General features: G+C 36.9%; 13 protein-coding genes. 12 read left to right on the plus strand and 1 reads right to left on the minus strand.

Going from position 1 to position 12,764, the window contains the following annotated elements; all coding sequences use genetic code 11:
- Positions 1 to 53 precede the first annotated feature (53 nt).
- The gene (locus tag ACFSR3_RS09780) at positions 54 to 461 is read left to right on the plus strand and encodes a DUF5684 domain-containing protein (RefSeq protein WP_379820809.1); all 408 of its coding nucleotides are present in this window, start codon (positions 54 to 56) and stop codon (positions 459 to 461) included.
- 80 nt (positions 462 to 541) lie between these two features.
- Here the strand turns inward: ACFSR3_RS09780 and ACFSR3_RS09785 are convergent, their stop codons facing one another.
- Positions 542 to 736 (minus strand): Sec-independent protein translocase subunit TatA/TatB, encoded by a 195-nt coding sequence (locus ACFSR3_RS09785; RefSeq protein ID WP_114758727.1) that lies wholly within the window; start codon positions 734 to 736, stop codon positions 542 to 544.
- A 194-nt stretch (positions 737 to 930) separates the two neighbouring features.
- Here ACFSR3_RS09785 and ACFSR3_RS09790 point away from each other — a divergent pair, with 194 nt between their 5' ends.
- The 11 genes from ACFSR3_RS09790 to ACFSR3_RS09840 all read left to right on the plus strand — a co-directional run bounded on the left by ACFSR3_RS09790 (position 931) and on the right by ACFSR3_RS09840 (position 12,750).
- Positions 931 to 1,800 carry a M23 family metallopeptidase gene (locus ACFSR3_RS09790; RefSeq protein ID WP_114758726.1) on the plus strand — a complete coding sequence of 290 codons (870 nt, stop codon included), beginning with the start codon at positions 931 to 933 and terminating at the stop codon, positions 1,798 to 1,800.
- Complete coding sequence (locus ACFSR3_RS09795; RefSeq protein ID WP_379820810.1) at positions 1,800 to 2,150, plus strand: SdpI family protein; 351 nt, start codon at positions 1,800 to 1,802, stop codon at positions 2,148 to 2,150. Before ACFSR3_RS09790 ends, ACFSR3_RS09795 begins: the two co-directional genes overlap by 1 nt.
- A 3-nt stretch (positions 2,151 to 2,153) precedes the next feature.
- Positions 2,154 to 2,504, plus strand: a complete 351-nt coding sequence (locus ACFSR3_RS09800; RefSeq protein ID WP_379820811.1) for an SdpI family protein — start codon at positions 2,154 to 2,156, stop codon at positions 2,502 to 2,504.
- A gap of 12 nt (positions 2,505 to 2,516) precedes the next feature.
- Positions 2,517 to 3,998, plus strand: a complete 1,482-nt coding sequence (locus ACFSR3_RS09805) for a GH3 family domain-containing protein (RefSeq protein ID WP_379820812.1) — start codon at positions 2,517 to 2,519, stop codon at positions 3,996 to 3,998.
- A 104-nt stretch (positions 3,999 to 4,102) separates the two neighbouring features.
- On the plus strand, positions 4,103 to 5,788 hold the full coding sequence (locus ACFSR3_RS09810) for a DUF6909 family protein (protein ID WP_379820813.1): 1,686 nt from the start codon (positions 4,103 to 4,105) through the stop codon (positions 5,786 to 5,788).
- A gap of 4 nt (positions 5,789 to 5,792) precedes the next feature.
- A complete protein-coding gene (locus ACFSR3_RS09815; protein ID WP_379820814.1) occupies positions 5,793 to 6,797 on the plus strand; it encodes a hypothetical protein in 1,005 nt (334 codons plus the stop codon).
- A 25-nt stretch (positions 6,798 to 6,822) separates the two neighbouring features.
- Entirely contained in the window at positions 6,823 to 8,088 is a 1,266-nt protein-coding gene (locus ACFSR3_RS09820; protein ID WP_379820815.1) for an oligosaccharide flippase family protein, read from the plus strand.
- On the plus strand, positions 8,085 to 9,074 hold the full coding sequence (locus ACFSR3_RS09825; RefSeq protein ID WP_379820816.1) for a glycosyltransferase family 2 protein: 990 nt from the start codon (positions 8,085 to 8,087) through the stop codon (positions 9,072 to 9,074). The genes ACFSR3_RS09820 and ACFSR3_RS09825 overlap by 4 nt, the downstream gene beginning before the upstream one ends.
- Positions 9,074 to 10,375 carry a hypothetical protein gene (locus ACFSR3_RS09830; RefSeq protein WP_379820817.1) on the plus strand — a complete coding sequence of 434 codons (1,302 nt, stop codon included), beginning with the start codon at positions 9,074 to 9,076 and terminating at the stop codon, positions 10,373 to 10,375. The genes ACFSR3_RS09825 and ACFSR3_RS09830 overlap by 1 nt, the downstream gene beginning before the upstream one ends.
- 145 nt (positions 10,376 to 10,520) lie before the next feature.
- Positions 10,521 to 11,531 carry a glycosyltransferase family 4 protein gene (locus ACFSR3_RS09835; protein WP_379820818.1) on the plus strand — a complete coding sequence of 337 codons (1,011 nt, stop codon included), beginning with the start codon at positions 10,521 to 10,523 and terminating at the stop codon, positions 11,529 to 11,531.
- Positions 11,509 to 12,750, plus strand: a complete 1,242-nt coding sequence (locus ACFSR3_RS09840; protein WP_379820819.1) for an O-antigen ligase family protein — start codon at positions 11,509 to 11,511, stop codon at positions 12,748 to 12,750. Before ACFSR3_RS09835 ends, ACFSR3_RS09840 begins: the two co-directional genes overlap by 23 nt.
- The last annotated feature ends 14 nt before the right edge of the window (positions 12,751 to 12,764 follow it).

A 12,764-nucleotide genomic window follows, 5' to 3' on the forward strand; every position in this document is an offset into this window, starting at 1 on the left:
TAAGAAAAAAGAAATATATTAGCAACTTAACCAAAAAACCAAAATCAATTATTATGGAAGAAGTAGGAGTTGCCGGATTACTAGGGCTTTTTATGACGATCTTTTTAATATCGTTAGTGCTAAGTATCATCGTTATTGCAAGTATGTGGACACTGTTTAACAAAGCAGGAAAACCGGGATGGGCAGCCATAGTGCCTATCTACAGTACGCTTGTATTGTTAGAAATCATCAAAAAACCATGGTGGTGGTTATTGCTGATGCTTATACCGCTTGTAAACATTGTGTATGCTATATGGGCTACCAATCTGTTTGTAAAAAGTTTTGGCAAGGATGAAGGCTTTACGGTAGGCGTATTATTATTGCCTTATGTGTTTTATCCGATTTTAGCATTCAACAAGGATACAAGATATATACATAACACTACAAACGAGTTTAATACCATTGGGACCAACGAGGTATAAAGCTTGCCCAATTTTATAAAACAAAAAACCCCGATAAGATTTCTTATCGGGGTTTTGTATGCTATACTATACTATATAGATTATAGTTTGTTTTCGTCTTGCGAAGCCTGTTTCTTAGGCGCAGAGGTTTCTTCAGCACCATCTTTAGCTGCGTTTTTAAATTCTTTAATACCGGTTCCTAAACCTTTCATAAGTTCAGGAATTTTTTTACCGCCAAAAAGAAGTAAAATTACTGCAATTACTAATATCCATTCAGTTAAACCAAATTTACCCATGACAACAAGTATTAAATTATAGTGCAAAGTTAATTATAAAATGACTCACAACAACTATTTACGACAAATATTTGACTTTGGTTTGCGTTAAATAAAATAAATACGTTAAACCGATGTTTGTTTATCGTAATGTTTAGTGCATATAAATAATAAAATAGGGCAGTATTACTATATTTGTGAATTAAAGCGTAAGTATGAATGCAAAGAGGCTTAAAAGGCAGATAATCAAAAAAAAGCTGTTCACCAAGAACCGTTTGGTGATATTAAATGAAGATACTTTTGAGGAACTTTTTTCTTTTAAGCTTAACCTTATGAACGTATTTGTGGCGGTAACATCCATAAGTATTGTTATGATTGCGCTTACTACTTACATTATTGCCTTTACTCCACTTCGCGAATATATTCCGGGTTATGCCTCTACAAAATTAAAACGCCAGGCCACCGAAAATGCCATAAAGAGCGATTCGCTGCAAAAGGTCATTGAAGAGAACAAGATGTACTTGGCTTCCATAAAAAAAGTACTTACCGGCGACCTGGACCATACCAAACTGAGCCGCGATTCTATTCAGCCGGCGGAACAGAAAGACCTTAGCAATGTAGACCCCGGACCATCTGAAGCCGATAAGAAACTTCGTGAGCAGGTAGCGCTTGAAGACAAGTATAACCTTTTTGAGCAGGCAAAACCAAGGGTAAGCATGGTACTTTTCCCTCCGGTAAAAGGTCACATTACCGATCCGTACAGTTCAAAGAACAAACATTTTGCAGTTGATATAGCCGTGGCTAAAGACACCCCTATTAAAGCGGTAGCTTCCGGAACGGTTATACTTGCCGACTGGACACCAACAAACGGAAACGTAATTATAATCCGCCATAACGACGGTATCATTTCGGTATATAAACACGCAGCTTTGTTAACCAAAGAACAGGGCGATATTGTAAAACCGGGTGAGGTAATTGCCATGGCAGGATCTACAGGCAGCCAGAGTACAGGGGTGCACCTGCATTTTGAGCTTTGGAAAGACGGTTACCCTATTAACCCATCACAATTTATAGATTTTGAATAATGGAAGATTTTATAGCTAACATATTTCAGATTTCTCTTGTATGCGGCGTTTGTTTTTTGATTGCTGTTGCCCTGATGTATATATTTCCACCTAAGAAGATAAACTGGCTTTATGGCTACCGTACTGTAGCTTCGATGAAGTCGCACGAGCGATGGGAGTTTGCACAAAAGTATTCGACAATACAGATGTTCAAGGCTTCCGTTTTCATGATACTGTTCTCATTTACGGGATTCCTGTTTCCTGATTCGGTACCGGGACGTTTGTTTGGATCTTTCATTATTGCTATTGGAGCTGTTTGCTATATGTTTATTACTACCGAAAGGGAATTGAAGAGAAGATTTAAAGACTAAGATATGAAAGAGTTTTTAAGCCAGATATTTACGGTAGCTTTTAGTTGTGGGATCGTGTTTATGATTGCTTCGGTCATTGGATATTTTTATCCGCCAAAAAAGCTTAATGCCTGGTTAGGTTATCGCACTCCAGCCTCCTTATTATCGCAGGAGCGTTGGGACTTTGCACAAAAATTCTCAGCATTGGTAAGGATTAAAACGGCTCCCATACTGATATTGCTTTCACTTACCGGTTATTTTTTACCCGAAGGTAAATACGTGCGTATGTTTGGTTCGCTGTTTCTGATAATTATCTGGGTAAGATATATGACAGTGGTAACAGAAAAAGAATTGAAAAAACGATTCGCTAAATAAAATTTTCAAAGGATGTCCTTAAAATCGATAGGAGCAAAAATATTTGCCAGCATAATTCATAACCGTAACCAAAAGTGGATTAGCAATCCTGTGGCCACCCAGCAAAAGGTTTTTGAATCGCTTTTGGCTACAGCCAAAGAAACACAGTTTGGTAAAGACCATAATTTTGGGCAAATAAGCTCGTATACCGATTTCGCCAAAAATGTTCCGGTTCGTGATTATGAAGGACTGAAAGACTATGTAGAAAAGGTGGTGAATGGTGAAGAGGATATTCTTTGGCCGGGTAAGCCGCTGTATTTTGCCAAGACATCGGGCACTACATCGGGGGCAAAATATATTCCGCTCACCAGGGAATCAATGCCTTTTCATATTCAGGCAGCGCGTAACGCTATATTGGGGTATATCCATGAAACAGGAAAAGCTGATTTTGTTGACGGTAAAATGATTTTTCTTCAGGGTAGCCCTGAACTTGACGAAAAGCACGGTATAAAATTCGGCCGCCTTAGCGGCATTGTTGCTCATTTTGTTCCGGCATATCTGCAAAAGAACCGTATGCCAAGCTGGGAAACCAATACTATTGATGACTGGGAAACCAAAGTGGATGCAATAGTAGCAGAAACCTATAATGAGGATATGGCTGTAATATCGGGCATACCGTCGTGGGTACAGATGTATTTTGAAAAACTGCAGCAGAAAGAAGGAAAAAAGGTAGGTGACATCTTTAAAAACTTCAACCTGTTTATATATGGTGGGGTAAACTACGAACCCTATCGTGCCAAATTTGAAAATCTTATCGGCCGAAAGGTAGACAGTATAGAGCTTTTTCCGGCATCTGAAGGTTTCTTTGCCTATCAGGACAGCCAGACCGAAAAAGGGATGCTGCTGCTATTGAATTCGGGCATATTCTATGAATTTATAAAAGCAGATGAGTTCTTTACCGAAGCTCCGCGGCGTTATACTATTGGCGACGTGGAATTGGGCGTAAACTACGTGCTCATCATTTCAACGAATGCCGGGCTATGGGGCTATAACATAGGCGACACTATTGCGTTTACATCTTTAAGCCCTTACCGCGTAATTGTTACGGGAAGGATAAAACACTATATATCTGCTTTTGGGGAGCACGTAATAGGTAAAGAGGTAGAAACTGCTCTTAAGTTGGCCATGGAAGGGACTATGGTAAGCGTTAATGAATTTACAGTGGCGCCACAGATAAACCCCGAAAACGGATTGCCCTATCATGAATGGTTTATTGAATTTGAAAACGAACCCCATGATATGGATGCTTTTGCACTGAAGATAGACGGAGCCATGCGAAAGCAAAATGTATATTATGACGATTTGATAGTGGGCAACGTGCTGCGCACGGTGGTTATTACCAAGGTGCAGAAGAACGGCTTTCAGGAATATATGAAGTCAATTGGCAAGTTGGGCGGGCAAAACAAGTTGCCACGACTGGCGAATGACCGTAAGATCGTTGATTTTTTTAAATAGGCAAAAGCAACGCTTTGCTACTATTTACATCCTAAAGACGAGGTAACGTATTAAATATCCAACCAAAAAAATAAATCCTACATTTGCCGTAGGGACTAAACGTTATGCAAGGCATTAAAAACATATCACGGTCAAGAGCACAGGAATCTTCTGCAGCCATAGAGAAACTGTACATAACAATGAGGCATCTGTTTAACAGAGGCTTTTATAAACCTATGGGAGTATCGGGCGATACGCTTCGTGAAGCATTGCTTTCCCTTCGTCCTGAAATCTACGGATCTATTGCTGAAGAAAAAGCCGAACTGAACGGGCTTCTTTATGTAATAGAACGTTTGCCGATAGGTATTGAAGAATGCCGTTTTGTAAACCTTACTTCTGACGAAGGTTATTCTAAATCGCATTTTAAGGCAATAGTTCCGCCAAAGCGTAAACGCAACTGCTACCGTATAGACGATGAGCAGATGAATGTGGAAATTACCCGTGGGCGATCGGACATTTACGATATACTTACGCATCTTACCTTTATTTATATTGAGTCGTATAAAATAAAGGATCGTGTAATTATTGACGATAACACCGAAATTGCACGCGACTGGGTAAAACTTGAGCAGGTAATTCAGGCGAATGCCAAATTAAACCTGGTTGAAAGAGAACAGGCCATATCGCACGTATCGAATATACTTGGACGCACCTTTGCAGAGATTACCGATATATATGATGCTTTTGGAACAGCAACTCAACCGGACAGATTTCTGCACGTAATATACTGGCTGGGAAGGCTTGCAATTGAAGAAGCGCAGGGCGGACCTAAAAGAACCATAACCTTTAGCCCTATACTAAGGGAGAGGCTGGGACACCATATTCATGGCGAAATTTGGGCAGACAATATTAAAATGGTACTTAAGCAAAACGGATTGCTCGAAAGGCCAATTCATATTATCAGCGCCAACATGCACAGTGTAATGAATTCAGTTTATGCACCTTTTGTGCTTAAAACTAAATTTAAGGATAAAACTGATTTCTCGGGGTTTGAGGAGTTAAGTAAAGCCAATAACGGCGTGCTAAGAGATAAGGTTGAAGAAGAGGCTCTGAAGAACGGAATGATTGCCATGCCGGATACATCGGGAACCAACATAGATGTACAGATTTTTGACGCTGCGAAAATAGATTTTGCAAAGACGGCATTCCATAATATAAAAATCGCCGATAAACCACCGGTAATCATAGTAATGGATTATGCTTTTGGTGAGCAGGCTTATGAAACCATAGATGAGTTGCTGAAACCATTTAAGGAGGGCAAGCTAAGATCTTTCTTAAATGTAGAGTCGGTATCCATAATGGGTAAGGCAGGTATTCTTGAAGGTGGAAAAGGAGATATCATGATACCATCGGCACATATAAATGAAGGTACAGGAGACAATTATCCTTTTAACAATGAACTTACCTCTGAAATGTTCGCAGGACAGGGCATACCGGTCTACAGCGGGCCTATGGTTACGGTATTGGGAACATCTCTTCAGAACAAAGATCTGTTGAGGTTTTTTAACGAATCTACCTGGGGAGTTATAGGACTGGAAATGGAGGGATCACATTACCAGAAGGCAGTACAATCGGCATCAAAAATAAGGAAGAGCATTAACCCTGATGTAAAGGTAAGATATGCCTACTATGCATCTGACAATCCTCTTGAGACAGGAAGCACGCTCGCCTCGGGCGGACTGGGTACCACCGGGGTTAAGCCTACTTACATGATTACAATAAAAATTTTAGAACAAATATTTAATAACTAACCAAATGACAAAACAAACTGAAACTACTAACCACGAGATAGACATTGATGCAGTTTCGAAGAAGGTAAAAGGCTTTATTTCCGGAATTAACGATTCGTTTTTTGATGGGATACTTTTTATAAAGCGATATTTTATAGTTGTTATAGCACTCATCCTCGTAGGGGGAGGATATGGTTTTTATACAGATAAAAACTCGAACCTGTACCAACATAGTATTATTGTTACACCAAATTTTGGAAGTGTAGATTATTTGTATGAACAAGTAAAAGGTTTAAACGGGAAAGTAATTCAGGGCGATAAAAAATTTCTTAATGAAATAGGTATTTCTGAAGGGCAGTATGTTGCTAAGATAGAAATTGAGCCTATAGTTGATATTTATAACTTTATAAATGAAGAAAATGGATTAAATATCATCAGTACAGAAAACGTTAAATATTTTACATTCAGACAAATATCTGACAAAAGGGATATGACTGAAGTTCTTGAAGAGCAGGCTACGGCTAAAAATTATAAAAATCATGTTATAACCATTACTACCTCACAACAAGCTGATAAGAAAACTTTTGTTCAGCCGGTATTAGATTATCTAAATTCCAGTTCTTATTTTAAAGAGATTCAGACAGAAGCTGTAAAAAACCTTGATATTAAAATAGCCGAAAACGATAGTATGGTTAAACAGTCTAATGAGATTTTAAGCCACATGAGTCAAAACAACGGTCATGGAAGCAATACTGTTTTACTTAACGAAAAAACCGGCCTTAACGATATCCTTGTAATAAAAGACCAGCTTATAAGACAGCAGGCAGCTAATAAGGTTAAAAGAATAGACTATAGCAGTATCATAAAAGAATCTGCATCAATGCTGAATGTTAAAAAAATAAGCATTCTAAGTGGTAAAATGAAGTTTATTTATCCATTAGTGCTATTAGGATTATTTTTTGCAATAATGTCGTTTAGAAAATATTATACTAAGCAGATGAATAAACGTAATGCTATTGTGCAGGACTAAGTTTATAAAGTATTTTTAAAGCCGCATGCTTAATAAAACAGGACAATTTAAAGACTATATAGTTTATGGATCGGGCCAGGTATTTAACCTGGTCGCTCCATTTATAATTGCCCCCTATGTAATTGCCGTATCGGGCATGGAAAACTGGGGCAGAATAGGTATAGCGCTGTCTGTTTTTACGCTTTTGGGCATTTTTATAGATTTTGGTTCTCAGCTTATAGGGGTTAAGGAATTAAGCATTAATAAAGGCAATACGGCTAAAATAAAAGCGCAGCTGGATGAGGTATACACATTTAGAGCTATTGCTTTTATTGTAATTACAGTGTTGCTTTTAGGAGCACTATTGGTTTTAGATCTCGATTATAGGCTTTACCTGTGTGGTGTGGCCATGCTTTTTTCGCAGTTTCTTAATCCGTTATGGATATATCAGGCTTTTGAGGAGTTTACGGTAATAAACCGTATTATAATACTTTCTAAAGCCATCTATTTAATTACAGTATATGTTTTTGTAAAAGATACGGATACGTACCAGTATATGCTTTTGTGTTATGGTGGAGCCAATGCTGCTATTTATGGTTTCTTTTTAGCTAAGCTTTATGCTAAATACCACCTTTCTCTGTTTAATGTGCCGGTAAGCAGACTAGTGGATAATTTCAGGAAAGAATTTCCTATTGTTGTCTCTAATTTTTCAATATCGGTATATACTTACGGGCCGATACTTATTGTAGGGGAGTTAAGTGGCGAATATGTTGCCGGGATTTACCATGTGGGAGATATGTTGCTAAAGATAATCAGAAGTTACCTGTCAGTTTTTTTCAATGTAAGCTTCCCTAAGTTTTGCAGTGCTTTTAATGCTGATAAAGAAAAGGGTCTTAATTTTTTAAAGACCATAAATAAGTACCATTTGGGTTTACTGGCCTTTGGGCTTTTTATGGCTTATGTTATAGTGCTGCTTTTATTAGAAAGAGTGAGTATTAGCAAAGAGCTGCATGAAGGAATAGTATATGGGGTAAAGTTTTTGGGAATAGGTTTTATCATAGCACTTAATATACCTTTTTATCAGCTGCTTATATATTACAATAAGCAAAAGTCTGTATCGGTAATATCGGTATTAGGTGCAATTGTAATGTTCATGTCGTGCTATTTATTAACACGCGCTTTCAGTATAGATGGGAGTATAACTTCTTTATATATAGTTGAGGTATTTATTACGGTCTCAATAATCATTGTGTGTTATAAAAAAGTATTTTCCGGAGGGTTAAGATTACAAAATTTAGAAGGCAATAAATGAAGAAGGTTTATATAGTACTATTAAATTATAAAGGGATTAAAGATACTCTTGAGTGTCTGGAAAGCCTTTTAAAGCTGGACTATCCCAATTTTCAGATATTTGTTGTGGATAATACAGAAGCTCAGCACGATCAGGATTTGTTTGCAGACTGGGCTCAGGGTAAGCCTGTTCAAATTGATACTGCTTTTGAAAATTTGGTTTATCCGTTGGCTGTAAAGCCTGTAGATCATACCATTACTTCTCAACATGAGTTCTTAGCCGGTAGTTTTAATCAGAAGATTGTTTTTGTAAAATCGGACAGGAACGGAGGTTTTTCAGCCGGAAACAATATAGCCTTACGCCATATTTTAAAGTTTGGAGATAAAGATTCATTTATATGGCTGCTGAATAATGACACAGTAGCCAAAAAAGAATCACTTTCGGAACTTACAGCCTTTGCTGGGATGGAGGAGAATAAAAACACAGGAATAATAGGTTGCCGATTAGTATATTATTATACACCGGATAAAATACAGGCGGTGGGCGGAAGATTTAACGAAACATTTTTTATTTCGGAACACGAAGGTGAAGGCCAGCCTGTAACTACAGCTAAAAGTAATTTTAGAAGAATAGATTATGTAATTGGAGCCTCAATGTTTGTGCCTTATACATTTTTACATGATGTGGGACTGCTTAGTGAAGACTACTTTTTGTATTATGAAGAGCTGGACTGGACCTACAGAGCAAGAAAAAAAGGATGGAGTATAGACTGGTGTCCCGAAGCGATTGTATATCATAAGGAAGGTGCTTCTATAGGATCGTCATACAGAGAAAAAAAGAGTCTTTTTTCGGAAGAACAGCTTTTTAAAAGCAGAAGGATATTTATAAAAAAATTCTATACTCTTTCGGGAAAATTTTACTTGTCAGGTTTACTCCTGATGGCAAACAGGATTCGTAAAGGTAATTTTAAGGCAGCTGCTGCTGTTGCCAAAACAATGTATAAATAATGAAATTAAAGATTGTATTAATTTTTATAGTGCTTTTGGCCAGTATTTACCAGGATTGTCCTTTGGTAAATGTTTTTGGTGAGCTGGCAAGAACACCTATTGTGTTTATGAGTATCCCTATGGGGCTCTACTTAATGTTTAGTGGTAAATTTTATATCTCTAAATACAACAGCTATCTGATTTTATATTTGCTTTATCTTGTCATTATAAGTGTTTTTTATTTAGCTTTTGTAATTATCTATACCGGAGATGTAAATTTTTTAGGTGAAAACCTTATTGTAAAAGCCATAAAAATGGCAGTATATCCGGGCGTTATAATAGTTTACTATCAGTTTATATACACTTGGTTAGACAGGGGGGAAGATAAATTTAAGGCACTAATGTATGCGCTTATAGGGTTGGAGATTTTTATAACTATATTTCTCATAATAGAGTCTATAAACTTAGGGTCAGGATATTTTTTAACAGCAATTCACGCCACCAAAGCTGGTTATTGGAGAATAAGGTTACTTACCTATGAGGAAAGCTGGATAGGTTCGATATTAACGATACTTATCTTTCTTCCGGTGTTTTTGGTAAGCTATCTTAATCAGCCCAAAAAACTAAAAAATTTTGTGTATTGCCTTTCGGGATTCCTGTTTCTGTATTATACTTTTAAAAGTGAGTCAAAAGGATATTTGCTGCTTATACTAATTTCCGTTTTCCCACTGGTAATAAAAAGGCTTTATGAAAATGAAAAGACAAGGAAAATGCTGGTTTATGCAGTTCCTGTTATACTGATAGGTGGTATTGGGGTATTTTTATCGGTTTCAGATATTATTCTTAAGAATTGGTATACAAGTGGTAGCTTTGGTACCAGGTTTGGGTCTTATTTTGCATCGTTAAGCATATTTATACACAATCCTCTGGGAGTAGGGTTAGGTTCTTTCATATACTTTTTAGCTGAGGCAATTACTGATCTTTTAAGATCTGAACTATTTTCCGGACTTATATTGTCAGAAATTATGGGCTATAGGAGTACCACAGAGGCATTGGCGACCAAAACTTACTTTTTTGACCAGCTTATATTGGGCGGATTATGCTTTTTGGTTTTCTTTTATCACTTTTTTATTAAAAGATATGTCTTCTTTTCTAAAAGAAAAAGGCAGGATATCCTTTTTGTAATTATTCCATTGGTGTTTGCCATAATGGGAGGAATCGCTTACTTTTCATATGATATTAAGTACGATGTGTGGTTTTTGTTTGCATTTACCGATGTGTTACAGAAAAAATTAATGACGAAGGAGAGCGATGAAGCATAAGATACTAGTTGTAGCAGGTTTTTTTCCGTATCCATGTTTTTTTGGAGGTGCTGTCGATGTATATGATCGCCTTGTTGCATTTAAAAAACTAGGGTATACTGTAAATTTGATTTGTACCTGCAAAACGGAGCCTTCACAACAGGATATGAACAAAGTAAAGGCTATCGTGGATTCAGTTTATATAACAAAGCGAAAGAATCGCATATCCGATTTGTTGCGGTTGGAGCCTTTACAGGCTGCTTCAAGACAAAGCCTTCAAGATGTAGTATTTTCTGAAGAGTATGACATGGTAGTGCTTGAGTCGGAAAGTGTTGCAGATGTTTTAAACAATAGAACTCTAAAGGCTTCTAAAATTGTTTTGCGGGTACACAATGATGAAACGAAATACTTTTTTCAGTTAGGTAATAGCAGTAGCAATATATTTAAGAAGTTGTACTATTATCTGGATGCTTTAAAGTTCAGGAGGTTCTCTAAAAATGTTTTTGCAAAGGCAGACAGGCTTTGGTTTATATCTAAAGATGAATATAAAGCCTTTGCTGAGCAGGAACAGTGGTCACAGAAATCATCTCATTTACCATCGGCATCGGCGCAATTGCCGGTTCAGCAAAAGCTTGGAGGAAGAAAAGTACTTTTTATAGGCTCTTTGTTTATGCCTAATAATATAAATGCCATAAAGTGGTATCTTGATAATGTACATTTTAAGTTGATTAAGGATTTTCCTGATTACAGCTTTGTTATTGTAGGCAGTACCGGAGATGTAAGAGAAGAAGATGTTTTAAGCATGCTTTCGGGATATAGCAATGCTGAGGTTCACTTTAATGTGCCGGATTTAGCTCCTTTTTATGCCGAAGCAGCTCTTTTTGTTAATCCAATGCAGTTCGGTACCGGAGTAAAGTTAAAGTCGCTTAACGCTATTAATAATGGACTGCCTTTGGTGTCTACTCATGTAGGGAGTGAGGGCATTGGGCTTATTGATAAAGAAATGTTTTTAAAGGCCGATAACCCTGATGATTTTTATGCTGCAATAGCCCTAATATTTTCAACCAAACCGGAGGCGAATTCAGAGATGGTAAAAAAAGCTCAGGATTTTTTAAATAATAGCGATTACTTAACGTTACTTAAAAAGGAAACAGATGATCTCTTTAAACAAGATTAAAACTTATGAATATATTACAGCTTTGGTGGCTGCTTTTCCTTTATTGGGTCAAAAGGGGAGTGTCTATGTCATTATTATATGGAGTATATATTCTCTTTTCATTGCAATTAAATTAAAATCCTTCAGGCCAGACAGAAAAGATATAATCGATATTCTGATACTTTCGTCCCTATATCTGGCTTATACAATAAGTTATTTTTTTGCGACAGATAAGCACGAAGTAGGCAAGCTGCTCGAAAGGGCATTGCCTTTCTTGCTGTTTCCAATATTTATGATAATCAATAAGTATCTTATAAACGAAAAGACACGGATGCTTACAATGCGGGTTTTTAGCTTTAGCTGTATTGTACTTTGCTTATATGTGTGGACAGTAATATTCTCTCAGGGGATAGAAAAAGTTTTTAAGTCAGACGATTACTACAACCCGGTCATAAGGAATATTTTTAGCGATACTACAGGTATGCACCTGCCTTACTTGGGTATGCTATTTGTTTTTGCGGCCTTATTGTTCTTATACGATCTGCTTTCTGTAAAAGGAAAGAGTTTCATCTTTTATATAATCAGACTGCTGAGCATTGTGTTTCTGCTATTTTCGGTAGCCGCTTTTATGGCAAGAATGGCACTATTCATATTTGTGATTGTTGGAATATTCTTCTGTTTAAAAAAAATAAGATCAGCAAAACAGCTTATAGGTATTGGAATTATTGGGATAATTATTGTGGGATCGGTGCTAATGCTTCCTTCGTCTCAGCGACGAATAAATGAAAGCCTTTCGGCAAAATATGAACTACCACATGCAGGACAATCCTCGGAAGAAGTAAATTTCCGATATGGAGTATATCATTGCGTAAAGGAAATATTAAGCGAATACTGGCTTACAGGTGTGGGTGTGGATAATGTGCAGAAGAAACTGGACGAATGTTATTCCAGCTATACTTATCGCAATTCCGACGACTATATGCATACTACTTATAATTCTCATAATCAGTATTTTGATATTATGCTTAAATATGGGATAGTTGGGCTCATTCTTTTTGTGATTTCCCTTTTGTGGGGCGTTAAAACAAAGGATACAGTTTATCAGGGTTTTTTAATTGTTATCTTTATAGCCCTGTTATCAGAGAATGTATTTTCAAGACAGGCAGGAATAGTGTTTTTTACTTTTTTTAATACTTTATTCTTTGTTACTACCAGAAGGCATAAAAAAGGATTAGAGTAATGAACATAATATAA

This window comes from Flavobacterium suzhouense, assembly GCF_042684765.1.
In the GTDB taxonomy this organism is placed as follows: domain Bacteria; phylum Bacteroidota; class Bacteroidia; order Flavobacteriales; family Flavobacteriaceae; genus Flavobacterium; species Flavobacterium suzhouense.

Bases quoted from the DNA above. Each gene is read 5' to 3' on its own strand.
- ACFSR3_RS09780 (WP_379820809.1), top strand. From the start codon at position 54: ATGGAAGAAGTAGGAGTTGCCGGATTACTAGGGCTTTTTATGACGATC.
- ACFSR3_RS09785 (WP_114758727.1), bottom strand. From the start codon at position 736: ATGGGTAAATTTGGTTTAACTGAATGGATATTAGTAATTGCAGTAATT.
- ACFSR3_RS09790 (WP_114758726.1), top strand. From the start codon at position 931: ATGAATGCAAAGAGGCTTAAAAGGCAGATAATCAAAAAAAAGCTGTTC.
- ACFSR3_RS09795 (WP_379820810.1), top strand. From the start codon at position 1,800: ATGGAAGATTTTATAGCTAACATATTTCAGATTTCTCTTGTATGCGGC.
- ACFSR3_RS09800 (WP_379820811.1), top strand. From the start codon at position 2,154: ATGAAAGAGTTTTTAAGCCAGATATTTACGGTAGCTTTTAGTTGTGGG.
- ACFSR3_RS09805 (WP_379820812.1), top strand. From the start codon at position 2,517: ATGTCCTTAAAATCGATAGGAGCAAAAATATTTGCCAGCATAATTCAT.
- ACFSR3_RS09810 (WP_379820813.1), top strand. From the start codon at position 4,103: ATGCAAGGCATTAAAAACATATCACGGTCAAGAGCACAGGAATCTTCT.
- ACFSR3_RS09815 (WP_379820814.1), top strand. From the start codon at position 5,793: ATGACAAAACAAACTGAAACTACTAACCACGAGATAGACATTGATGCA.
- ACFSR3_RS09820 (WP_379820815.1), top strand. From the start codon at position 6,823: ATGCTTAATAAAACAGGACAATTTAAAGACTATATAGTTTATGGATCG.
- ACFSR3_RS09825 (WP_379820816.1), top strand. From the start codon at position 8,085: ATGAAGAAGGTTTATATAGTACTATTAAATTATAAAGGGATTAAAGAT.
- ACFSR3_RS09830 (WP_379820817.1), top strand. From the start codon at position 9,074: ATGAAATTAAAGATTGTATTAATTTTTATAGTGCTTTTGGCCAGTATT.
- ACFSR3_RS09835 (WP_379820818.1), top strand. From the start codon at position 10,521: ATGAACAAAGTAAAGGCTATCGTGGATTCAGTTTATATAACAAAGCGA.
- ACFSR3_RS09840 (WP_379820819.1), top strand. From the start codon at position 11,509: ATGATCTCTTTAAACAAGATTAAAACTTATGAATATATTACAGCTTTG.